We start from the raw sequence: 20,415 nt of genomic DNA on the forward strand, positions 1-20,415 counted from the left end.
TTTGAAGTGCGTCTGCGGCGAACGCCACGGCATGTCATCAATCGAGCTGACCGCTAGCCAGAAGACCGTCCTTCGCGCGCTCGTCGACCGCTACACCCAACAGGAGACCGCGGTGAAAGGCGAGGCGATCGCCGATGAGGTCGACCGCAACCCGGGGACGATCCGGAACCAGATGCAGAGCCTGAAAGCACTCCAGCTCGTCGAGGGTGTCCCGGGGCCGAAAGGTGGATACAAGCCAACAGTCGACGCCTACGAGGCGCTCGACATCCAGCAACTCGACTCGGCGGCCGAGGTGCCCGTGACCCACGAGGGCGAGGACATCACCGACGTGAACGTCAAGAAAGTGAACCTGACGAGCGTCCACCACCCCGAGCTGTGTCGGGCAGAAGTCCACTTCCGTGGCTCCATCCGGGACATCCACGACGGCGACAGCGTGATCGTTGGACCGACCCCGCTGTCGAAACTCCAGGTGTCAGGCACTGTCGACGGGAAAGACGACGCGAAAGGCGTCGTCATCCTGAAGATCGACGCGATGGAAGCCCCGGCAGACGAACCGGCGCACTGAGTCACTATCGCAGGCTTTGTATCACCGGCCCACCGAATCCTGGCTATGACCACGCGAGTCGTTGTTCTCGGTGCGGGGTACGCTGGTGCGGGGGCAATCGCAGGGCTCGAGTCCGAACTCGGCCCGGACGCGGAACTCGTCTGGGTGGCCGACACGGACTACCACCTCGTGTTGCACGAGGCCCACCGGGTGATCCGTGATCCGGGCGTCCAGGAGAAGATCACGATCCCCGTCGAGGACATCAAATCCCGAACCACGGAGTTCATCGAGGATTCGGTCACGGACATCGACACCGACGAGCGCAGCGTCTCGCTTGCGGACGGCGACGACGTCGCGTACGATTATCTCGTCGTCGGCATCGGCTCGGAGACCGCAACCTACGGCATCGAGGGGATGGCCGAACACCCACTGACGCTGAAGAGCCTCGACGACGCCATGGAGATCCACGAGCAGGTCCGGGAGGCCGCCCAGGACGCGACCCGTGACGACCCGGCGAACGTCGTCATCGGCGGCGCGGGGCTGTCCGGCATCCAGAGCGCGGGCGAGGTCGCGGAGTTCCGCGACCGCCACAACGCGCCGATCGATGTCACGCTCGTGGAGGCGCTGCCGGAGATCTTCCCGCCGGGCGACAGCGAGATCCAGGGCGCGCTCCGCCACCGGTTGGAGGACGCTGGCGTGACCATCCTCACCGACGACCCGATCACGGCGGCGTCCGAGGACGCCATCGAGTTCGACGAGCGGGACAGCCTCGACTACGACGTGTTCGTGTGGACCGGCGGCGTCACCGGGCCGAGCGAGCTCAGCGACGTGGAGATGGACGCCGAGCACAACCGCCTACAGGCGTCGTCGACGCTACAAGCCGACGACGAACGCGTGTTCGCCGTGGGTGACTGTTCGATGATCTCCCAGGGCGGTGACGACGTCGCGCCGCCGACGGCGCAGGCCGCCTGGCAGGCCGCCGACGTGGTCGCGCGCAACGTCGCGCGCGCCATGGAGGGGCGACCGTTGGAGACGTGGACCTACGAGGACCAGGGCACCCTGGTGTCGGTGGGTGAGACGGCGATCGCACACGACGTGGAGATGAGCGGGATCGCAGCGCCGATCCGGACGTTCGGGAACATGCCGGCGAAAGTGCTGAAGAAGGGCGCGGCGGCGCGCTGGATCGCGAAGATCACGTCGTGGTCGCGCGCGATGAAGGCGTGGGACGCACTGTAATCGAACAGTAACTTTCGAGTACCGGCACGACGAAGCACCGGTATGCCCTCCGGCCTAGTTGGACTCGCGTTCGGTGCGCTCGTCTCGGTAACACTCGTTTCGTTCGGTGCCTACATCGGCGCGCTCCGAGCGCTTGACGTGTACTTCTCAGATCAAGACAGCGTTTTCGTTTCGGACGACGCCGGGCCGCGTGAGTGATGGTCGGGTTAGCGCGCGACACGGTCGAACTGGAACCCCACGACTCGGCGTGGCACGACGCCTACAAGCGCGAGGCCCAGCGCCTCCGCGAACTCGTCGGCGACCGGGTGCTGGACTTCCAGCACGTGGGTAGCACCGCCGTCGACGGCCTGCCAGCGAAACCCGTCATCGACGTGCTCGCCGTCGTTGACGACGACTCGACTGCCGACGACCTCGCCGTGGTGCTGGCGGCTCACGGCTACGAGCACCGGCCGAACGACGACGTGCCCGATCGCGTGTTCCTCGCGAAGGGGCCGCGCTCGGAGCGCACGCATTACCTCTCGCTGGTCACTCGGGACAGCGACTGTTATCGCGAGCAGATCGCGTTCCGGGACGCCCTCCGCAGCAGCCCCGACCGCCGCGAGGAGTACGCCGAGTTGAAACGCGAACTGGCGGCCGAACACGCCGACGACCGGCGCGCGTACACGGCGGCGAAGAGTGCGTCCATCGAGCGCATGCTAGCGCTCGTGGACTCGGATTAGTCGAGGCTCATGCCAGCGTGCCACTGGTCGACGCCTGCCGCCGCCTTCCGCTGGTCCATTTTCGCGAGCAGGTGGACCGCCAGGCTCGCCGTTTCCGAAGCGGTGGATTCGCCCTCGGTGAGGAACTCGCCGGTCTCGCGGTTCGCGAACACCGAGCAGACGGCACCGGCGCGCAGGCCGTAGACGTTCGCGAGCGTGCAGATGGCGGCGGCCTCCATCTCGATGTTCTTCACGTTCGCGTCGCGGAGTTCGTCGAGCATTGCGTCGGCGCCGGGCGCGCGGAACCCCTCGAAGCCGTCGCGGCCCTGGCCGGCGTAGAAGGAGTCCGCAGACATCGTGAGCCCGACGTGGTAGTCGTGGCCGAGGCGTTCGGCGGCGGCGATCAGCGCGGCGACGACTTCGTGATCGGCGACTGCCGGGTAGTCCTCGCGCACGTACTCGTCGGTCGTGCCCTCTTGACGGACCGCGCCGCGCGTGATGACCAGGTCGCCGGGTTCCATGTCGGCCTGGAGCGCGCCACACGATCCGACGCGGATGAACGTGTCAGCGCCCGCCCGCGCGAGTTCTTCGACGGCGATGGCGGCCGACGGGGAGCCGATGCCCGTCGACGTGACGGAGATCGGCGTGCCGTCGTACGCGCCGGTCGCGGTGCGGTATTCGCGGTGGTGGGCCATCTCCTCGTGGTCGTCCCACAGCGGCGTGATGGTGTCGACTCGCTCCGGGTTCCCCGGCAACAACACGGCGTCAGCGATGTCCTCGGCGGCGACTTCCAGGTGGTATTGGACCTCGTCGTTGGGGTCCTCGCTCGTTCCGGGCATACACCCGCTTCGATGTGCGCCCGCAAAGTGTCTTGGTGTTCGCGCCCGCTGCGCTACGCGTCCAGGTTCGACGCCGTGATGGTGTCCGGCAGCAGCTCGCCGAGCGTGTACGTGACCACGCCGGCGGTGTCGTCGCCGCTGTCACAGAGGATCGTGAGGTCGTCGGCGGCGAACTCCGCGAGCGTCTGGCGGCACATGCCACACGGCGTCACCGCGTCCCGCTGGCTCGACGTGACCGCGAGGCGCTGGAAGTCGGTGTCGCCGGCGCTGACCGCCTTCCCGACGGCGACCTCCTCGGCGTGCAGGCTGTTCGAGTAGTTCGCGTTCTCGATGTTGCAGCCCGTGTAGACCGCGCCGCTTGCGGTGTCCAGTGCGGCCCCGACCTTGTACTCGGAGTACGGAACGTGGGCGGCCGCGGTTGCGTCACGGGCCGCCGCAAGGAGGTCATCGGTGTCCATACCACATGACAGTTCGAGCACGGACAAGAGTCCGGTGTTCCCGGCGCGGGTCAGCGGTCGTCGCCGGACTCGTAGTACTCGCCGGCCGCCTCCGGGATCCGGGTGCGACCCACGAGCACGAGCACCACGACGACCGTGACGTAGGGAATGACTTGGATCAGCTGGGAGGGCACCTCGTAGGGCGTGAACTGCTGGATGCCGATCTGGAGTGATTCCAGCCCGGAGAACAGCATCGCGGCCCCGAACGTCCCCAAGGGGTTGTAGTTCCCGAAGAGGTAGGTGGCGATCGCGATGAAGCCCTTGCCGTCGATCATCGTGGTGCCGTTGCCGACGAACGACCCGACGTGTCCGACCGAGAGCGCCGCGCCGCCCATGCCGGACAGCAGCCCCGAGACGAGCACGCTCGCGTACCGGACGCGATGCACGTTCACGCCCGCGGTGTCGAGGGCGTTGGGGTTCTCCCCGGAGGCCTCCACCCACCGCCCGAAGGCGGTGTGGTTGAGCACGTACCACGACACCGCGACCGCGCCGAACATCAGGTAGACGATGGGGTTGGCGCGCAACAGCACGTGGCCGACGTACGACAGGATGCCGACGCCGGAGTTCACGAACGCGTCGTGGAGGACCGGCACCGTCCACTCGCTGAAGCGGTTGATCGAGGTCGTGTTCTTGCCGCCGAACACGACCGAGGACGCGAACGGGGCGAGCCCGAGCGCCACCAGCCACACCGCGAGCCCGGCGATGATCTGGTCGGCCTCGTACTTGATGCAGACCACCGCGAACAGCCCCGCGAGCAACACGCTTGCGAGGACGCCGCCCGCGAACCCGGTCCACAGCGCGGCGCTGGTGGTTCCGCCCAGCGCCCACGCGACGAGCACCGCGGTGAACGAGGAGATGATGAGCAGTCCCTCCAGGCCGATATTGATGACGCCCGACTTCTCGGCGAAGATGCCGCCCAGCGCCGCCAGCGTGATGGGGACCGCGAGCCGGAGCGCGATCTCCGCCATGATTGGGCGGGACGCGATGCCGAGGAGTTCCCCGGCGACGCTGCCCGGGAACACCACGCCGAGCGCGACGACGACGGCGGCGAGCCCGCCGAGCGCGGCCATGAGGGTGCCGCGGTCCGGCTTACGCATCGACGTCACCCCCGACGCCGAGGCGGCCGCCAAGCAGCCTGAAGAACTCGGGCATCGCGACGAACAGGATGATGAGTCCGCGGAGCACGTCCACCAGCGCCGGCGGAACGTTCGTCCCGAACCCGATGGCAGCGGACCCGCTTTTGAGCACGCCGAACAGGAGCGCGGCGAACCCGACGCCGAGCGGGTTGTTGCCGGCGAGGATGGAGACGGTGATGCCGTCGAACCCGAGCTGTGGGAGGTTCGAGAGCCACCGCCCCTGTACCATCAGCACGAGCATCGCGCCCGAAATACCCCCGAGCGCGCCCGAAATGCCCATGCTCGTGACCATCGTGCGTTTCTCCTTGACGCCGCCGTAGGCGGCCGCCTCGGGCTGCGAGCCGCTGGTGCGGAGGTCGTACCCGAACGAGGTGCGCGCGAGCAGATACGCGACGCCGACGACGAGCGCCACCGCGAACAGCAGGCCGAGGAGGCTGAAGTTGTCCCGTGGTTGGAACCCGAAGGGGACGTTGGGGATCCGGGCGGCGGCCGGAATGGTGGCGGTCTGCACCAGCGAGCTGTCGGCGGGCGTGAACCACGTCGACACCGCGACGTACGCGAGGTTGGCGGCCACGAAGTTCAGCATGATCGTGGTGATCACCTCGTTGGCGTCGGCGTACGCTTTCAGCGCGCCGGGGATCGCTCCCCAGACGCCGCCCGCGAGTGCGCCCGCGACGATGCCGACGGGGACGAGCACGAGCGTCCCGACAACGCCACCCGGAACGAGTGGGGCGGCGTAAACGGTGGCGAGTGCGGCGGCGAGCGCGCCCAGGAGCAACTGCCCCTGCACCCCGATGTTGAACATGCCCGCGCGGAACGACACCGCGACCGCGAGCCCGGTGAACACCAGCAGCGTCGTGGACCGGAGCAGCGACGCCACCCGGAAATCCAGGGGCGTCCAGGTGCCGGTCCCGAACAACACCTGCTCGGGGTGGCCGATCGCGCCGAGGAACAGCTCGCTGTAGACCGCAAACGGATCGTAACACGACGGCGTCCGCACGCCGAAGATGGTGGGGTGCGTGGTGCACGAGGCCGCCAACCCGGCGAGCGTGACGATCACGAAGCCGACGGCGACCGCGAGCACGAGCGCGGCGACGCTGATGACGAGGCGTTCTTTCACCGATGCGTCGACAAGCCGGGCGATCGCGCGCCGCCATCGTGGTGTGTCCTGGCTCATTGTTCCTCCGGGTGTTGGCCGGCCATCAGGAGGCCGAGTGCTTCTTCGGTCACGGTGTCGGGGTCGACTTCGTCCATGACGCGGCCCTCGTACAGCACCGCGAGGCGGTCCGAGAGGCTCGTCACTTCGTCGAGTTTCGAGGACACCAACAGCACCGCAGTCCCCTCGTCGCGGAGCTCAAGCAGGCGCTCGCGGATGAACTCCGTCGAGCCGATGTCGACGCCCCGCGTCGGATGCATGACGACGACGAGATCGGGGTCGCGTTCGAACTCGCGGCCCACGATGAACTTCTGTTGGTTGCCCCCGGACAGCGAGGCGGCGGTGGCGTCGGCGTCGCGCGGCCGCACGTCGTAGGTGTCGATGACGTCGGTGGCGTGCGTGCGCGCCGACTGCCAGTCGATGCGGCTCCCGGTGGTGAACGCGGGGGCGCGCTGGCTCCCGAGGATGCCGTTGGCAACGAGGTCCGAATCCATCACGAGGCCGCGCTCGTGGCGGTCCTCGGGCACGTACGCCATCCCGGCCTCGATGTGGTGGCGGCGGGAACGCTGGGTCACGTCCTCGCCGTCGAAGGTCACGGCCCCGGCGTCGGGGACGCGCAGCCCGGTGATCGCTTCGACGAGTTCGGCCTGCCCGTTGCCGTCGACGCCCGCGATGCCGTACACTTCTCCGGCGCGAACGCGCATGGACACGTCGGCGACGCGGTCGATGCCGTCCCCGTCGGTCACCGTGAGCGAGTCCACGTCGAGCACCGTGTCGCCGGGCGTGCCGGCGTCGGCGTCGATGTCGAGTAAGACCTCGCGTCCGACCATCAGCTCGGCGAGCTCTTCGCGGGTGGTGTCCGCGGTCGGCAGTGCGCCGACGGTCTTGCCGTCACGCAGAACGGTCACGTCGTCGGCGGCGTGCAGCGCCTCCCCGAGCTTGTGCGTGATGAAGATGATCGTCTTCCCCTCGGCGGTGAGTTCCCCGAGCACCTCGAAGAGGTCATCCACCTCCTGGGGTGTGAGCACAGCGGTCGGTTCGTCGAGGATGAGCACGTCAGCCCCCCGGTAGAGGGCTTTCAGGATTTCGACGCGCTGCTGGACGCCGACGCTGACGTCCGCGACGCGTGCGGTGGGGTCCACGTCGAAGCCGTACCGGTCACAGAGGTCGTCGACGGCGGCCCGAGCGGCCTCGCGGTCCACGCGCAGCCCCCGCCACTTTCGGGGTTCGTTGCCCAGGACGACGTTCTCGGCGACGGTCATCGAGTCCACGAGCATGAAATGCTGGTGGATCATCCCGATGCCCGCGTCGATGGCGTCCCGGGGCGAGTCGAACGCCCGTTCGGTGCCGTCTACGGACACCGTCCCTTCGTCGGGCTCGTACAGCCCGTAGAGGACGTTCATCAGTGTGGTTTTGCCAGCGCCGTTCTCGCCGAGCAGCGCGTGGACGGTTCCCTCTTCGACGGTCAGCGTGACGTCGTCGTTGGCCACGACGCCGGGAAATCGCTTCGTGATTCCCGACAGGGAAATCGAAGTCATCAGTGTGGTCGGGTGTCGGTGCGGCTACGGCTCCGTCGGGACGTCGATGTCCCCGGCGATGAGTTCAGTGCGACTCTTCGAGACGGCGTCTTTGACCGACTGCGGGATCTCGGCGCCGAGCTGGTCGCCGTAGACCGCCACGACGCCGTCGTCTTCGAGCCCGAGGCGGGTCGTCTCCCCGCCCGCGAAGTTCCCGTTGGCGACCGCGTTGATGGCGTCGTAGACGGCGGTGTCGACGCGCTTGACCATGCTCGCGAGGACGACGTCGGCGAAATCAGACTTGGTGACCGACTGATCGCGGTCCACGCCGATGGCGAACCGGCCGATGTCCTGTGCGGCGCGGAACACGCCATCGCCGGTCGCAGCGGACGCGTGGTAGATGATGTCCGCCCCGGAGTTGAACATCGACCGTGCCTGTGACTGGCCCGCCGACGGGTCGTTGAAGCTGCCGACGTACGACGACAGCACGTCGATGTCCTCGCTGACGTCGTTCACGCCGGCGGTGAACCCGGCCTCGAACTTCTTGATGAGCGGGGTTTCTATGCCGCCCACGAACCCGACCGTGGCGGCGTCGGGGTTGGTCGCGCCGCTGCCCGCGCTGAACTCGCGCTGGGTGAGCAGCCCCGCCAGCTCGCCCACGAGGTAGGAGCCCGCTTCCTCGCGGAACCGGTAGCTCGCGACGTTGTCCTGGTCGACGGTTTCGTCGACGAGCGCCCACCGCTGGTCGGGGAAGTCAGCGGCGTTCGTCGCCAGTGCGTCCTTCTGTGCGTACCCCACACAGTTCACCAGATCGAAGCTGCCGTCCTGGGCGTACTGCTGTTGGTCGGTTGCGAACTCGGAGTTGTTCTCCGGCTGGGACTCCTCGTACGTGATGTCCAGCTCTTTTTTCGCCCGTTCGAGGCCTTGTTTGGCTTGGTCGTTGAACGAGCCGTCGCCGAGACCCCCAGTCCCGTACACCGTGCCGACCTTCGTGGTGTCGCCGCCGCCGCCGCCACTACTACAACCTGCGACCAGCGATGCGCCAACTGTTCCCCCCGCTAGTTTCAGGAATTCCCGTCGGTCGAAATCGGCCATGCGTGCCAATGTTGAGGGTGACAAGTTATGATAAACGTGCCGCTTTCGCCAGCTACTGTGGCCGATTTCGACATATGTGTGTGGCTGTTGTCCGCGACGCGATCAGACGTCGCTGACGGTCGACGCCACGACGTCGGTAACGGCGTCGACGAGCTCGTCGACGTCGCTGCTCTCGGCGTACACGCGGACGTACGGTTCGGTCCCGCTGGGGCGCACCAGCGTCCAGGATCCGTCGGCGAACGCGAGCCGGACGCCGTACTCGGTTTCCACGTCGGCGTCCGGGTGGGCGTCGGGCAGCCGGTCCGCGACGGCGTCCATCACGGCGGCTTTCTTCTCGTCCGGGCAGTCGACGCTGACCTTCCGGTAGGGGCGCTCTGTCACCGGATCGCGGAGCGGCGCGAGACCGCCGGCGTCGGCGACCAGCCGCGACAGCACTGCGGCGGACGTGACGCCGTCGATCCAACCGCCGAACGCGGTGTGGATATGCTTCCAGGGTTCGGCCGCGAACACGACGTCGCCGCCGTCGTCGCGGGCCGCGGCGATGCCCTCGTGGAGCGCCCCCAACTGGACGCGCTCGACGCGTCCGCCGGCCGCCGTGACCCGGTCGTCGATGCGGCCGCTGGCGTTCGGCGTGGTCACCACGACCGGATCGGCGGCGTCGCTGGTCCGCGTGTAGTGGTCGGCGAGGATCGCGACGATGGTGTCCTCGTGGACGATGTCGCCGTCGCCGTCGACGATGACGATGCGGTCGGCGTCGCCGTCGTGGGCGATCCCGAACGCCGCGTCACCGGTGGCGACGAACTCCCGAAGGTCGGTGACCGTCTCGGGCGTTGGTTTGCTCGGCCGCCCGGGGAAATGCCCGTCGACGTTGGCGTTCAGCGTGACGACGTGCGCGCCGAGCGCCCGCAGGACGTGGGGGGTGGCGACCGCAGCGACGCCGTTGCCACAGTCCACCGCGACCGTGGTCCCGTCGAGGGGCGCGCCGTGGTCGCGCGCGAACGCCTCGACGGCCGCCCGGTAGTCGGGGCGCACCGTCGCCGACTCCGCGCTGCCCCACTCCACCCACGCGGCGTACTCCGTGTCAGCCGCCACCCGCGTTTCGATGGCGCGCTCGGCGTCGCTGTCGTACTCCCGGCCGTCCGCAAACAGCTTGATGCCGTTGTCCGACGGCGGGTTGTGGCTGGCGGTCACCTGGATGCCGCGTCGCCCCCGGCTCGCGTACGCCAGCGCCGGGGTCGGTAACACGCCGCCGCGGATCACGCGCGCACCGCCGGCGGCCAGCCCCGCAGTGACCGCGGCGATCAGTGCCGGGCCGGTTTCGCGGCCGTCCCGGGAGACGACGAACTCCGGCGTGTCGCCGGGCGCGGTGGTTGCGGCGGCGGTGCCGACAGCCAGGGCCAGCTGTGGCGTGACCGTCTCGACCGCGTCCCCCCTGATTCCTGCCGTCCCGAACAGCTCGACACGACCGTCGTCGGTGTCGTCCATGCGCGACGCCAGCGCGCCCGCACACTTAGCTATCCCTATCTGGGGTTAGAGTTCGACACCGCTGGGGATCAGGCTGCGCCCCCGCAGGAGGTCGCCGTCGCTGCTGTAGACGAGGAACGTGGCTTTCTCGTGGACAACCAGCTCCGTGCCGTCGACCCGGATCTCGACGCGGTACCGCCCGTCGGCGTCGCGTGCGGCGTCGGATTCGCCGTACCGCCGGGCGGCACGGACGAACTGTGTGACGTCGTCGGCGGCGACGTTCAGTTCGAGGATGAAATCACCGGTGACGCGGTTCGTGACCGAAACGACGCCCGCGGCGTCGGTGTCGTCGGCGGCGTCCGTGAGCCGGAACGCCGCGTCCGTCTCCGTGGCTTCCAGTACCGCCCCCGTGGTGTCGGTGAGGCGGTCCCGGAGCGCGTCAGTATCGCCCGTGAACTCGATCACGACCGTCGGCTGTTTCGGTTTGCCGCCGTTCGCAACCCAGTCGACGTTTGACACGTCGAGTTCGAAATAATCCCGGCGCATTCCCTACATGCGTTTTGGGCGGACAGGGAAATGAACGTAACGCTCGTTCGCTGACAGCAACCCCGGACTTCCCCAGCGGGAGTGATCGCGTGTCAATTTGAATCGCGTGCCGTGGTGAAGTTATCCCACGACGTTAGGGTTTTCAGGGTTCGGCGACTCTCAGTGCTGACAACATGGCGGTCGGGACACTCGACTGGATCGGACTGTTCGCACCGTTCGTCGCCTACCTCGTGGCGCTGGTGGTGTACTACGTTTGGGAGGGGCGCCGCGAGCGGCGGCTCCGAGAGCGATACGGGCTCACGGGTGACCACAGTGAGTAACGCGCTCGCCGGGAGCGCGAACGCGTGGGTGCTGGGCGCGTTCGCCGCCTACCTCGTGGTGCTGATCGGGATCGGCGTCTGGGCGAGTCGCTTCATGGACTCCGTGGGGGATTACGTCATCGGCGGCCGCGACGTGGGCCCGGTTGTGACGGGGTTCTCCGAGCGCGCCTCGGAGATGAGCGGCTGGCTCACGCTCGGCGTGCCCGGTGACGCCTACACCACGGGCATTATGGCGTTCTACAACGGCGTCGGCATGATCCCCGCGGACCTCGCGGCGTGGGCGGGGTTGGCCAAGCGCCTCCGGAAGTACAGCGAGATCGTGCGCGCGGTGACGCTGCCGACGTTTTTCGCGACCCGACTCAACGACGACACCGGCGTCGTGAAGGCGGTGTCGTCGTTCGTGTTGATCGTCTTCGAGGGGAGCTACGTCGGCGCGCAGATCGTCGCCGCCGGCACGCTGTTGCGCGTGCTCACAGGCGTCGACATGTGGGTGGGCATCGTTGCGGGCGGCGTCATCGTCGTCGGGTACACGATGCTCGGCGGCTACTTCGCGGTGGCGTGGTCGGACTACTTCCAGGGCGCGATCATCCTCGCGGCGTTCGCGATCCTGCCGATCATCGCGTACGCCACTTGGGGGCTGCCGTTCGCCGACCTCGCGGCGATGGACAACGGCGCGTCGCTGACGAGCATCACCGGCGGCGCGACCGGTTGGGCGGCGCTGTTCGGCATCATCTCGTACGCCGCGGTCGGGCTGGGCATCCCCGGGAACCCACACATCATGGTGCGGTTCATGGGGATCGACCGCGTGCGCAACGTCCGCACCGCGGCGGTCGTCGCACAGCTGTTCATGTTCGTCGCGTACATCGGCGCTGCGCTGGTGGGACTGTACGCACTCACGCAGTTCGGCGGCCTCGAAAACACCGACAACGCGATGCCGCTGGTGACGCTGGAACTGCTGCCGAGCGCGGTCGCCGGCGTCGTGTTGGCGGCGGCGCTGGCCGCGATGATGTCGAGTGCGGACTCACAGCTGTTGGTCGCGACGAGCGCCGTCGTCGAGGACGTCTACCACGGCTTCCTGAACGAGCAGGCAACCGAAGCCCAGCTGGTGCGGTACTCGCGGTACGTCACGCTCGCGATCGGGTTCGCGTCCATCGGGTTCGCGTACGTCGCCCGGAACACGCCGATCTACGAGCTGGTGTTGAACTACGCGTGGGGCGGGCTGGGCGCGGCGCTGGGGCCGTTGTTGATCGCCGTGCTGTGGTGGCGCCGCGTCACCGCGGCGGGCGCAGTCGCGAGCATGGTCACGGGCACGGCGACGATGATCCTGTGGACGCAGTGGCCCACCATTCTGGGGGCGGAGACGGTCAACAGCTTCCACCCAGCAGTGTCGGGGATGCTGACCGTGTACGGGCTGTTCCCGGCGTTCGTGGTGTCCGCGGTCGTGCTCGTGGTTGTGTCGCTGTTGACAACGCCGCCCGACCAGGACGACGTTTCGGAGGCGTTCGACATGATGCATCGGCCGTTGGCGGCGATCACCGAGGACGACGGCGACGGCAGCGAGTACGCCACCGACGGCGGGCGCCCCGATCCGGCGCCGATCACTGAACACGACAGCATCCGGTCCCACGTCGCCGACACCGACTACTGGACGGATGACGACTGACGGCGACCGGTCGATCCCATCGGTCCCCGCGGGTGACGACGACCAACGGATCCGCGAGCGCGCCACGCTGGACGTGATCGCGCCCGCGATCAGCCGCGATGAGGTGGCTGCAACCGGGCGTGTCGGCGCGGTCGCGTATCCGTATCTCGTCTACCGCGCCACGGCCACGATCAGCCGGCGGTTCCTCGGCGACCGCGACACCGAGTACGTCGTCAGCCTCGACCGCGCCCGCAGGCTCCCGCTGCGCGCGGACACCCATCCCGAAACGACCACCCGAACGCTTGCCGACGTGCTCGTGGTGCCGCCCGCCGTGGACCGCGAGCAGTCCCGGGCGCTGGCGCGCGACGCCGTCTTCAAGTGGACGCTGCGGTCGTATTCGCTGGGTGCCGCCCCCGAGATCGAGCTGTCGGCGCCGGTCGCGGCGCACAAGCTGTTCTGGCTGGCGACCCGCGACGGCGGCGACGTGATCGTGGACAGCGTCACCGGCGACGAGCGCCCGCTGGCACCGTAGCGCGCCGGCGAGCACGCCCGACCAGAACATCTTCAACCCGGTGGCTGCTAGCCACTGCATACTGACCCCATGACGACAGCACAGCACGCGACCGCCGTGCCCGCGGGTGAGACGCCGGCAGCCGTCTGCGAGTACTGCCAGCGCCCCTTCCCGTCGGCAACGCGGCTGACCTTACACAAGGGCACCGACCACCCACAGCGCATCGACGACGCCGAACGGGCGGCCTTCCAAGACGCATACCTGGCCGAAGAAGACGACTTGCGGTCGTTCCGCCTCCGAGCGCTGGCAGTGCTGGTGCTCGTGTACTTCGGGTTCTTGATCATGTATGCCATCCTCGCCTGACTGGGAGGGTGTCGGGCGCGTGCTGCGAACGCCGGCGGTCCGCATCGGCGCGCAGTTCGTGGTGTGGTGTGTGGCGCTGGCGGCGCTGGCGGGCACCGTTGGGGCGTCCAACGGCCTCACGCTCTCGAAGTCCCCCAAAGACACCTTGGCGGTGCCGCGGTGGTTGTACCTCGCGACCGGCGGCGCGACGATCGGGGCGTCGGCGTTGCTCGCGAGTTTCGTCACCGACCGCGCGTTCATCGCGCGCCTCGACGACTGGTCGTACCCGCTGCCGTCGGCCGGCCGACTGCGCCGGCTGGCCGTGTGGGGCGGCCGGACGCTCGGCGTGGTCGTGCTCGTGTTGGCGGTGTACCTCGGGTTCACCGGGCCGGCGCTCCCGACCGCGAGCTTCACGATCCTGATCGCGTTCGCCGGCGGGCGGGCCGCGCTCCCGATCCTGTCGTACGTCGTGGGCAACGTGTGGCCGATCCTGAACCCGTGGCGCGCGATCGCGACCGTGCTCCCGTCGGGGTTCATCACGTATCCGGCGTCCCTCCAGCGGTGGCCGGCCGTCTGTGGACTGCTCGCGTTGGTCTGGGTGGAAGTCGTGTTCCCGATCAGCACGGTGCCGTCGGTGCTGGCAACGGTGTTGGTGGTGTACTCCGTGGTGACCGTCGCCGGCGCGGTGCTGGTCGGGCCGGAGGCGTGGTTCCACAACGCCGACCCGGTGTCGGTGATGCTGCGGTGTTACGGGGCCGTCGGGATCGTGCAGCGATACCCCGACCGGGTGCGGGCCGTGCTCCCCGGCAGCCGGCTCCAAGACCCCGACGTCGTCACGGACCGCTCGGACATCGCGTTCGTCATCGGGCTCGTCTGGGAGCTGACCTACAGCGGGTTCATCACGACGACAGCCGGCGACACGACGATCCGAACGCTCACAGCCGTGCTGCCGGCCGGCTCCACCACCAACCGCGCGATCGTCGTGTACACGGCGGTGTTCCTCGCCGGCTACGCCGTGTTCTTGGGCGCGTACCTGTACGCGGGCCGGTGGTCGCGCCGGCTCTCGGGGACGTATCTCACCAGCAGAGCGCTCGCGGTGCGGTTCGCGCCGCCGCTGTTGGCGGTCGCGGCCGGCTACCACCTGGCACACTACGCCACACTGGCCGTCTCGCTGGCCCCCGCGATGGTTGCCGTCAGCGCGTCGCCGCTGGTGCCGCCGCCGAACCCCGTGGTGTTGTCACCGCCGGGCTGGTTCAACGCCGCCAGCATCGCGTTCGTGCTCGCGGGGCACCTGCTGGCGGTGTGGGCCGCACACACCGCCGCCTACGACGTGTTCCCGCGGCGGCTGGTTGCCATCAAAAGCCAGTACCCGTTCGTGCTCGTGATGATCGGGTACACCGTCGTCAGCCTGTGGCTGCTGTCGCTTCAGGGTGCCGTGCCGCCGTTCGTGGGGTAGGATACCGTGGCCGTGCCGCCGGCGGCCCGGAACGCGGTCTCGTAGCCGTCGTGGCGCGCGAGCTGCGGCGGCGTGTCGACGGTGATCGTGAGTGTCTCGCCGCCCGCAAGCCCCTCGACCGGCGCGCCGTAGTAGGCACCGAGGTCGGGGTCGATCGAGGGGGCCAGCGCGCCGTCGAAGCGCGTGACACCGCTGGCGTCGGTCGCGGTCAGTGACAGCGCCATCCGCGGAAGGAGAATGCGGTTGTACGGGGTGCGTGGGGACACCACCACGTACGGCTGGCCGTCGGCACCGAACCGCGCGCCGTCGCGCACCACGGACACCGCCAGCTCCATGCCGTCGACGGATGGCGCTCCGAGGACCGTGCCGGGCAGCGCCGACTCCGCGGGCGCAACCGGCTCCGGCACCCCGTCCGTCGACATCAAATCGACGGTCCCCGGGTCACCGGCCCGGTCGCGGAGGCGTCGGTATTCGAGGTTGTAGGTGTCCGCCGGGTCGAACGTGAACGGGATGGTCGTGGACGCGCCGGTATCGAACGCGTCGCCGAACGGCGCGGTGCGCGTGATGCCGACCGGGCCGACTGTGAGCGTGGCGTCGTACGTCCCCGACCCCGGGAGCGCGACGTTGTCCCCGTAGTGGAACCCCATGTTCGGGGAGAGCATCGGCCAGAGCGTCGTGGTGCCGACAGTCGCACCGTCGTCGTCAGTGATCGTGATGGAGGGATCCACCGGCAGGATCGCCCCGGAGTCGGTGTCCCAGACGGTCGCCATCAGGTGGACGGTGTCCTCGGCGTCGACGACCACCTTGGTCTGTGCGGTGCCGGTGACCGTCCAGAACCGGTGTGGGAACGAGTGCATGAGCGCGAACCCGACGCGACCGCTGCTGTCAGTGCCGTAGACGCTCATGCCTTCGACGACCGCCGGATAGTACACGCTGTCCGGGCGGTCCTCGGCGAGCGGCGGGTCGCGCCACGCCGACTGGCGCTCGAAGCCAAGCGCGCCGAGGCAGCCTGCGAGCGCGGCGGTGCTTCCAAGCCCGGCGCTTGCGGTGAGGAACGCGCGGCGGTTCATACGCGTGCTACGGGCACCGGCGGAGGTATGCGTTCCGGTCCAACACTGGCCACGCCGGCGGGGGCGTGCCAGCCGGCACCACGTTTATTGGTCTGACACCCCAGGAGGCAGGCATGGACGACGGGGCGTTCGACGCGTCGCGGTCGGCAGCGCGAATGCGGGACGCGGACGCCGCGCTCACCGGGCTCCGGGAGCGCTTCGAGCCGCCCGGCGACGGCGTCGCGTTGACCGCCGCGACGCTCGGGGCCCACGGTGACGACGCAGCGGCGACACTGCAGCGGGCGGTCGACCAGTGGCGCGCCCGTGGCGACGGGGCGTGGACCAACGCCGAGCCGGCGTGGGCCGACTACGCCGAGCTGCTGGGGGATCGCGTGGCGGGACTCATCGGCGCGAAGCCGTCGGAGTGTGTCGCCGCCGGCGGGTCGCCGAGGACGATTGCGCGCCGGCTCGTCGCCGGGTTCCGGCGTGCCGCCGACGGCGACACCGTGGTGGTCCCCGAGGGTGCCGCGGGTGCCACCGGCGAGGAGCCGGCCAGCCCCGTCGTGACCGTGGCTGCGGACAGCGCCGGTGCCATCACGCCGGCCGCGGTCGCGGACGCAGTCACCGACGACACGGCGGTCGTGTACCTGCCGTCCGTGCGCCCGTGGACGGGCCAACTGCTCGCTGTCGACGCGATCACCGAGATCGCGCACAGTCACGGCGCGTACGTCGGCTTTGATCTGGCGCACTCGGCGGGCGTGGTCGACCACACGCTCCACCGCAGCGGCGTCGATTTCGGGGTGTGGTCCAGTCACCGCTACCTGAACGCCGGCCCGGGTGCCGTCGCCGGGCTGTTCGTTCACGACGACAACGCCGACATCTCCGCGCCGGCGCGCACGGCGTGGCTGACCCCCGACGACCCACCGTCCACGGGGGCGGCCGCCTCCCACGCCGCCGAGTGGCAACACACACCGGTCGACGTGTACGCCGCCGCGCCGCTGTTCGGCGCGCTGGACGTGGGTACGGCGGTCGGGATCACTGAGCTCCGCGCACACTCGGTGGCGTTGACGTGGTACGTGATCGGGCTGGTGGACGCCCACGTGCCGGACTGCCACGTGCGGTCGCCGCGTGCGGCCGAGCGCCGCGGTGGCCACGTCGCGCTCACCCACCCCAACGCCGAGAGCGTCGCGCGCGCCCTCGATGCGCGCGGCGTTGCGGTCGACGTTCGGCCGCCGGACGTGCTGCGGGTGGCGCCGTCGCCGTACTACGTCAGCCACGAGGACATCTGGGTGGCCGTAGACGAACTCGAAACCGTGCTCTCGACGGCCGCCCACGAGCAGCCCCCGGACACCGACACGAACCCGCCGTAGTCGTCCTACGTCCGGAAGGGCGCGCCCGGCGGCGTGCCGTCGGTGCGGAACTCGAAGCGCGCCCCGCCGTCGGCGCTGTCGGTGAGCGTGACCCGCCACCCGTGTGCGTCCGCGACGTTCTCGACGATGGCCAACCCGAACCCGGTTCCCGTGTCGCTGAACGTCGTCCCGGATTCGAAGACCACGTCGCGTCGGTCCGGCGGCACGCCGACGCCGTCGTCAGCAACGTAGAACCCGGGGCCGTCGGCGTCCGGGAGCGCGCCGACGGTCACGGTGATCGGGGCGCCGTCGACCGGCGGCTCGCCCGCATCGGGGCGTCCGTGCTCGACGGCGTTCCGGAAGAGGTTCTCGAGCAGGGACCGGAGCCGGGTCGGGTCGGCTTGGACCGTCGGTGGGTCCGCGACCTCGATGGTGGCGGCGGTCGTGGCCACGGTCTGCCAGGCGTCCGTGGCGGCCTCGGCAAGCGCCACCGCGGTGGTGTCGTCGAGGCTGTTGCCGTGGCGCGCCAGCGCCAACACGTCCTCGATGAGCGTGCCCATGCGGTCGAGGGCCTGCGTGGCGCGGTCGAAGTGCTCGCTGGCACCCGTCTCTTCGGCCAACTCGACCCGCCCGCGGGCCACGTTCAGTGGGCTGCGGAGGTCGTGGCTGACGATGCTCGCGAACTCCTCCAAGCGCTCGTTCTGGCGTTCGAGCTCGCGCTCGCGTTCCTTGCGGTCCGTGATGTCGGTGTAGACGGCGAAGCCGTGCACGCTGGGGTCGGCCAGTCGGAACGGCGCGACGTCAAGCAGGAAGTCGCGGACGCCGTCGGTGATCCGGCGCTGGACCTCGACGTTGACCGTCTCCCCGGCTTTCATCTTCCGGTTGTACGCCGCGGCGTCCCTGCGGGTGTCCGCGGGGACGATGTACTCGTCGATGTTCTCGCCCGCGAGATCCGCTTCCGTCCACCCGAACACCGTCTCGAAGGCGTCGTTGACCGACTGCACGATGGGGGCACCGTCCTCGATGACGAAGCTCGCCGTGGGGCTGGGGACGTTCTCGAACAGGGCGTGCAGCCGGTTGCGCTCCCTGCGGAGGTCGGTCTCCCGGTCGCGGAGGTGGCGCGCGTGGCGCGCGTGATCGAGGGCGGCGGTGGCGTTCGCCGCCAGGATGCCGGCGAGGTCGCGGTCCAGCCGCGACAGAACGCCCGAGCGTTCGGCGCCGACGATGAGGACGCCGTGGTCACCGAGCGGGAGCAGGTACTCCTCTTGGATCTTCGTCCGAGCGTTGGCGACGTTCGGGTGGGAGGGCACCTCGGTCACCCACCGTGGGGTGCCGTCGGTGTAGACCTCCCAGGCGATGCTGTCGCCGGCTTCCAACGCCGGGAGATCGGTGCCGGTGACGGCGTCGGCCGCAGCGGCGGGCACGAGCGCGTCCGCGTCCGCGAAGAACAGGCCCACGTGGGGCAGGTCGATGAGCGCCGTTGCGGCGTCGATCACGATCGACGCGATCGCTTCCCGGTCTTCGGTGTCGAACATCCGGCGGGTGGCGTCGTGGAGGCTCGTCAGCGCGCGCTCGCGCTCCACGTGCTCGGTGACGTCCCGCAGCTCCGCGAACGCGTCGACGCCGTCGGCCGCCGGCAGCGGATGGACGATGACCGTGACCACCGTGTCCGTCGCGGTCACCGTCGTGGTGATCCTGCGGCTGCTGTTGCCCGGCGCGAACGCGTCGGCCGCCGCGTCCACGAGCGTTGGGAGGCGGTGCCCACACAGCCCGGGTGCCGGCAGCTCGAACAGCGCGTTCGCCGACTCGTTGGCGTGCGTGATCGCGGTCGGAGTGCCGTCTTCGATGCCGTACAGGACGAGGGCGTCGTCGGCTGCCTCGAAGAGGGCGTGGAAGCGCTGCTCGCTGGCCTCGGCGCGGCGCTGGGCGTCGAGGCGCTGGATCGCGCTCGTGGCGTGGGCGGCGAGCTGCGTGAGCACTGCCACGGTGTCGTCGCCGCCGGCTGCGGGGGGCTGGAACACCTGCACGACTGCGTGGTCGTCGACCGGCACCGTGACCGCGTCGCGAGCGGTGGTGCGGACGACGGTCCCGGAGTCCAGGGCGCGGGCCGCCGGCTGGGTGGCCAGCGTCTCGGGATCGGCGTCGCCGGTCCACCCGTGGACCGATAGCCCGTCGGCGGCGGCGGTGGCGACGCAGGCGGGAGCCGCGACCGCATCGTCGACCGCCTCGATGAGCGCGTCGAAAACGCGGTCCACGCTGGTCGCGGTGGTGATTGCGGCCGCGGACTCCAGGACGGTGGCGGCGTCCCGTCGGCTACCCGTCATCAGTGTCGCCGTCGGGACCCGATAGCTGCCGGAACAGCACCTCGTAGTCCGCGTCGTCGAAGTCCGCGACGACGTCGTCGAGGTCGTCCCGGAGGCTCGCGAGGTCCGATTCCAGGGCGGAGAACTCCGCGGAGTCGGTGATCGTCGGGTCGTCCGACTCCGAGAGGAGTGCTTGCTTGCGCGCTGCCGCGAAGAACTCGGCGACGGTGTCGTCGTACGTCGACCGGCGCTGCAACCGTCCAACCGTCTCAAGCAGCGTGTCCCTGTCGACTGGCTTCTGGAGGTAGTCGTCGAACCCGAGGTCGATGATGTCTAACTCCGGTTCGACTGCGGTGACCATTGCGACCCGGCATTCGATCCCGCGCTCGCGGAGTTCGTCGAGCACGTCGTCGCCGGACACGTCCGGCATCTGGCGGTCGAGCAGTGCCACATCGATGGTGGGGTCGATGGCGTCGATCGCCTCAGTTCCGCTGTACGCCGTTTTGACGTCGTAGTCGTCTTCGAGCCAGATTGTGTATAAATCTGCGAGCCCGCGTTCGTCGTCGACAACGAGCACAGTGGTGTCGTGCTCGTCCGTCGTAGCATCCGTGTCGGCATCACTCATTGTTGGAAACTCGTTCCGGTGTCTCATGCGGTGATGGGAGTGAACGTATTTATGGTTTTTCACCACAGCCCGTTTTTGGCAAGCCTAAAA

The 20,415-nt window shown here is 69.2% G+C and carries 21 protein-coding genes; 10 read left to right on the plus strand and 11 right to left on the minus strand.

Features of this window, described 5'->3' with window-relative positions; all coding sequences use genetic code 11:
• Positions 1-31: 31 nt before the first annotated feature.
• From ACOZ32_RS08710 to ACOZ32_RS08725, 4 genes are read left to right on the plus strand one after another with little or no spacing between them, the layout of a single operon-like run.
• Entirely contained in the window at positions 32-565 is a 534-nt protein-coding gene (locus ACOZ32_RS08710) for an Rrf2 family transcriptional regulator (protein WP_010902626.1), read from the plus strand.
• Positions 566-610: 45 nt separating this feature from the next.
• Positions 611-1,780: an NAD(P)/FAD-dependent oxidoreductase gene (locus ACOZ32_RS08715; RefSeq protein WP_205251667.1), complete on the plus strand. Its 1,170-nt coding sequence runs from the start codon at positions 611-613 to the stop codon at positions 1,778-1,780.
• 42 nt (positions 1,781-1,822) lie between these two features.
• Positions 1,823-1,978, plus strand: a complete 156-nt coding sequence (locus ACOZ32_RS08720) for a hypothetical protein (RefSeq protein WP_205251668.1) — start codon at positions 1,823-1,825, stop codon at positions 1,976-1,978.
• The gene (locus tag ACOZ32_RS08725) at positions 1,978-2,499 is read left to right on the plus strand and encodes a GrpB family protein (protein WP_205251669.1); all 522 of its coding nucleotides are present in this window, start codon (positions 1,978-1,980) and stop codon (positions 2,497-2,499) included. Before ACOZ32_RS08720 ends, ACOZ32_RS08725 begins: the two co-directional genes overlap by 1 nt.
• Here the strand turns inward: ACOZ32_RS08725 and ACOZ32_RS08730 are convergent.
• From ACOZ32_RS08730 to ACOZ32_RS08765, 8 genes are all read right to left on the minus strand, one after another.
• A complete protein-coding gene (locus tag ACOZ32_RS08730; protein WP_010902630.1) occupies positions 2,496-3,317 on the minus strand; it encodes a nucleoside phosphorylase in 822 nt (273 codons plus the stop codon). The genes ACOZ32_RS08725 and ACOZ32_RS08730 overlap by 4 nt on opposite strands.
• 53 nt (positions 3,318-3,370) lie before the next feature.
• A complete protein-coding gene (gene cdd / locus ACOZ32_RS08735) occupies positions 3,371-3,775 on the minus strand; it encodes a cytidine deaminase (protein ID WP_010902631.1) in 405 nt (134 codons plus the stop codon).
• 50 nt (positions 3,776-3,825) lie between these two features.
• A complete protein-coding gene (locus ACOZ32_RS08740) occupies positions 3,826-4,911 on the minus strand; it encodes an ABC transporter permease (RefSeq protein ID WP_136361262.1) in 1,086 nt (361 codons plus the stop codon).
• A complete protein-coding gene (locus tag ACOZ32_RS08745; RefSeq protein ID WP_010902633.1) occupies positions 4,904-6,127 on the minus strand; it encodes an ABC transporter permease in 1,224 nt (407 codons plus the stop codon). Before ACOZ32_RS08745 ends, ACOZ32_RS08740 begins: the two co-directional genes overlap by 8 nt.
• A complete protein-coding gene (locus ACOZ32_RS08750; protein WP_010902634.1) occupies positions 6,124-7,644 on the minus strand; it encodes an ABC transporter ATP-binding protein in 1,521 nt (506 codons plus the stop codon). Before ACOZ32_RS08750 ends, ACOZ32_RS08745 begins: the two co-directional genes overlap by 4 nt.
• 24 nt (positions 7,645-7,668) lie before the next feature.
• A complete protein-coding gene (locus ACOZ32_RS08755) occupies positions 7,669-8,718 on the minus strand; it encodes a BMP family lipoprotein (protein WP_424335140.1) in 1,050 nt (349 codons plus the stop codon).
• Positions 8,719-8,820: 102 nt separating this feature from the next.
• Positions 8,821-10,203 carry a phosphopentomutase/phosphoglucosamine mutase gene (locus ACOZ32_RS08760; protein ID WP_424335141.1) on the minus strand — a complete coding sequence of 461 codons (1,383 nt, stop codon included), beginning with the start codon at positions 10,201-10,203 and terminating at the stop codon, positions 8,821-8,823.
• Between the two features lie 45 nt (positions 10,204-10,248).
• Positions 10,249-10,728, minus strand: coding sequence for a DUF5793 family protein (locus ACOZ32_RS08765; protein ID WP_010902637.1), 480 nt, complete (start codon positions 10,726-10,728; stop codon positions 10,249-10,251).
• Between the two features lie 173 nt (positions 10,729-10,901).
• Between ACOZ32_RS08765 and ACOZ32_RS08770 the strand changes: the two genes are divergently transcribed.
• From ACOZ32_RS08770 to ACOZ32_RS08790, 5 genes are all read left to right on the plus strand, one after another.
• Positions 10,902-11,048: a hypothetical protein gene (locus tag ACOZ32_RS08770; protein ID WP_010902638.1), complete on the plus strand. Its 147-nt coding sequence runs from the start codon at positions 10,902-10,904 to the stop codon at positions 11,046-11,048.
• Positions 11,032-12,711: a sodium/proline symporter gene (locus ACOZ32_RS08775; RefSeq protein ID WP_424335142.1), complete on the plus strand. Its 1,680-nt coding sequence runs from the start codon at positions 11,032-11,034 to the stop codon at positions 12,709-12,711. Before ACOZ32_RS08770 ends, ACOZ32_RS08775 begins: the two co-directional genes overlap by 17 nt.
• Positions 12,701-13,222 (plus strand): hypothetical protein, encoded by a 522-nt coding sequence (locus ACOZ32_RS08780; RefSeq protein ID WP_424335143.1) that lies wholly within the window; start codon positions 12,701-12,703, stop codon positions 13,220-13,222. Before ACOZ32_RS08775 ends, ACOZ32_RS08780 begins: the two co-directional genes overlap by 11 nt.
• A gap of 69 nt (positions 13,223-13,291) precedes the next feature.
• Positions 13,292-13,564, plus strand: coding sequence for a hypothetical protein (locus ACOZ32_RS08785; RefSeq protein WP_010902641.1), 273 nt, complete (start codon positions 13,292-13,294; stop codon positions 13,562-13,564).
• The gene (locus ACOZ32_RS08790) at positions 13,548-14,999 is read left to right on the plus strand and encodes a hypothetical protein (RefSeq protein ID WP_205251674.1); all 1,452 of its coding nucleotides are present in this window, start codon (positions 13,548-13,550) and stop codon (positions 14,997-14,999) included. Before ACOZ32_RS08785 ends, ACOZ32_RS08790 begins: the two co-directional genes overlap by 17 nt.
• On the opposite strand, the gene ACOZ32_RS08795 is transcribed toward ACOZ32_RS08790, so the two are convergent.
• On the minus strand, positions 14,969-16,069 hold the full coding sequence (locus tag ACOZ32_RS08795; protein WP_205251675.1) for an iron transporter: 1,101 nt from the start codon (positions 16,067-16,069) through the stop codon (positions 14,969-14,971). The two genes, ACOZ32_RS08790 and ACOZ32_RS08795, sit on opposite strands and share 31 nt — an antisense overlap.
• Before the next feature lie 113 nt (positions 16,070-16,182).
• Between ACOZ32_RS08795 and ACOZ32_RS08800 the strand changes: the two genes are divergently transcribed.
• Positions 16,183-17,418 carry an aminotransferase class V-fold PLP-dependent enzyme gene (locus ACOZ32_RS08800; RefSeq protein ID WP_424335144.1) on the plus strand — a complete coding sequence of 412 codons (1,236 nt, stop codon included), beginning with the start codon at positions 16,183-16,185 and terminating at the stop codon, positions 17,416-17,418.
• Between the two features lie 5 nt (positions 17,419-17,423).
• Here the strand turns inward: ACOZ32_RS08800 and ACOZ32_RS08805 are convergent, their stop codons facing one another.
• Both ACOZ32_RS08805 and ACOZ32_RS08810 read right to left on the minus strand, forming a co-directional pair.
• Positions 17,424-19,721 carry an ATP-binding protein gene (locus ACOZ32_RS08805; protein WP_424335145.1) on the minus strand — a complete coding sequence of 766 codons (2,298 nt, stop codon included), beginning with the start codon at positions 19,719-19,721 and terminating at the stop codon, positions 17,424-17,426.
• Entirely contained in the window at positions 19,711-20,325 is a 615-nt protein-coding gene (locus ACOZ32_RS08810) for a response regulator (RefSeq protein ID WP_205251677.1), read from the minus strand. The genes ACOZ32_RS08805 and ACOZ32_RS08810 overlap by 11 nt, the downstream gene beginning before the upstream one ends.
• Between the last annotated feature and the right edge of the window lie 90 nt (positions 20,326-20,415).

Origin of the sequence: Halobacterium sp. MBLA0001, assembly GCF_049705385.1 — an archaeon.
In the GTDB taxonomy this organism is placed as follows: domain Archaea; phylum Halobacteriota; class Halobacteria; order Halobacteriales; family Halobacteriaceae; genus Halobacterium; species Halobacterium salinarum.

Excerpts from the sequence above, each read along its gene's own strand:
- ACOZ32_RS08710 (WP_010902626.1), top strand. The coding sequence starts at position 32 with ATGTCATCAATCGAGCTGACCGCTAGCCAGAAGACCGTCCTTCGCGCG.
- ACOZ32_RS08715 (WP_205251667.1), top strand. The coding sequence starts at position 611 with ATGACCACGCGAGTCGTTGTTCTCGGTGCGGGGTACGCTGGTGCGGGG.
- ACOZ32_RS08720 (WP_205251668.1), top strand. The coding sequence starts at position 1,823 with ATGCCCTCCGGCCTAGTTGGACTCGCGTTCGGTGCGCTCGTCTCGGTA.
- ACOZ32_RS08725 (WP_205251669.1), top strand. The coding sequence starts at position 1,978 with ATGGTCGGGTTAGCGCGCGACACGGTCGAACTGGAACCCCACGACTCG.
- ACOZ32_RS08730 (WP_010902630.1), bottom strand. The coding sequence starts at position 3,317 with ATGCCCGGAACGAGCGAGGACCCCAACGACGAGGTCCAATACCACCTG.
- cdd (WP_010902631.1), bottom strand. The coding sequence starts at position 3,775 with ATGGACACCGATGACCTCCTTGCGGCGGCCCGTGACGCAACCGCGGCC.
- ACOZ32_RS08740 (WP_136361262.1), bottom strand. The coding sequence starts at position 4,911 with ATGCGTAAGCCGGACCGCGGCACCCTCATGGCCGCGCTCGGCGGGCTC.
- ACOZ32_RS08745 (WP_010902633.1), bottom strand. The coding sequence starts at position 6,127 with ATGAGCCAGGACACACCACGATGGCGGCGCGCGATCGCCCGGCTTGTC.
- ACOZ32_RS08750 (WP_010902634.1), bottom strand. The coding sequence starts at position 7,644 with ATGACTTCGATTTCCCTGTCGGGAATCACGAAGCGATTTCCCGGCGTC.
- ACOZ32_RS08755 (WP_424335140.1), bottom strand. The coding sequence starts at position 8,718 with ATGGCCGATTTCGACCGACGGGAATTCCTGAAACTAGCGGGGGGAACA.
- ACOZ32_RS08760 (WP_424335141.1), bottom strand. The coding sequence starts at position 10,203 with ATGGACGACACCGACGACGGTCGTGTCGAGCTGTTCGGGACGGCAGGA.
- ACOZ32_RS08765 (WP_010902637.1), bottom strand. The coding sequence starts at position 10,728 with ATGCGCCGGGATTATTTCGAACTCGACGTGTCAAACGTCGACTGGGTT.
- ACOZ32_RS08770 (WP_010902638.1), top strand. The coding sequence starts at position 10,902 with ATGGCGGTCGGGACACTCGACTGGATCGGACTGTTCGCACCGTTCGTC.
- ACOZ32_RS08780 (WP_424335143.1), top strand. The coding sequence starts at position 12,701 with ATGACGACTGACGGCGACCGGTCGATCCCATCGGTCCCCGCGGGTGAC.
- ACOZ32_RS08785 (WP_010902641.1), top strand. The coding sequence starts at position 13,292 with ATGACGACAGCACAGCACGCGACCGCCGTGCCCGCGGGTGAGACGCCG.
- ACOZ32_RS08790 (WP_205251674.1), top strand. The coding sequence starts at position 13,548 with ATGCCATCCTCGCCTGACTGGGAGGGTGTCGGGCGCGTGCTGCGAACG.
- ACOZ32_RS08795 (WP_205251675.1), bottom strand. The coding sequence starts at position 16,069 with ATGAACCGCCGCGCGTTCCTCACCGCAAGCGCCGGGCTTGGAAGCACC.
- ACOZ32_RS08800 (WP_424335144.1), top strand. The coding sequence starts at position 16,183 with ATGGACGACGGGGCGTTCGACGCGTCGCGGTCGGCAGCGCGAATGCGG.
- ACOZ32_RS08805 (WP_424335145.1), bottom strand. The coding sequence starts at position 19,721 with ATGACGGGTAGCCGACGGGACGCCGCCACCGTCCTGGAGTCCGCGGCC.
- ACOZ32_RS08810 (WP_205251677.1), bottom strand. The coding sequence starts at position 20,325 with ATGAGTGATGCCGACACGGATGCTACGACGGACGAGCACGACACCACT.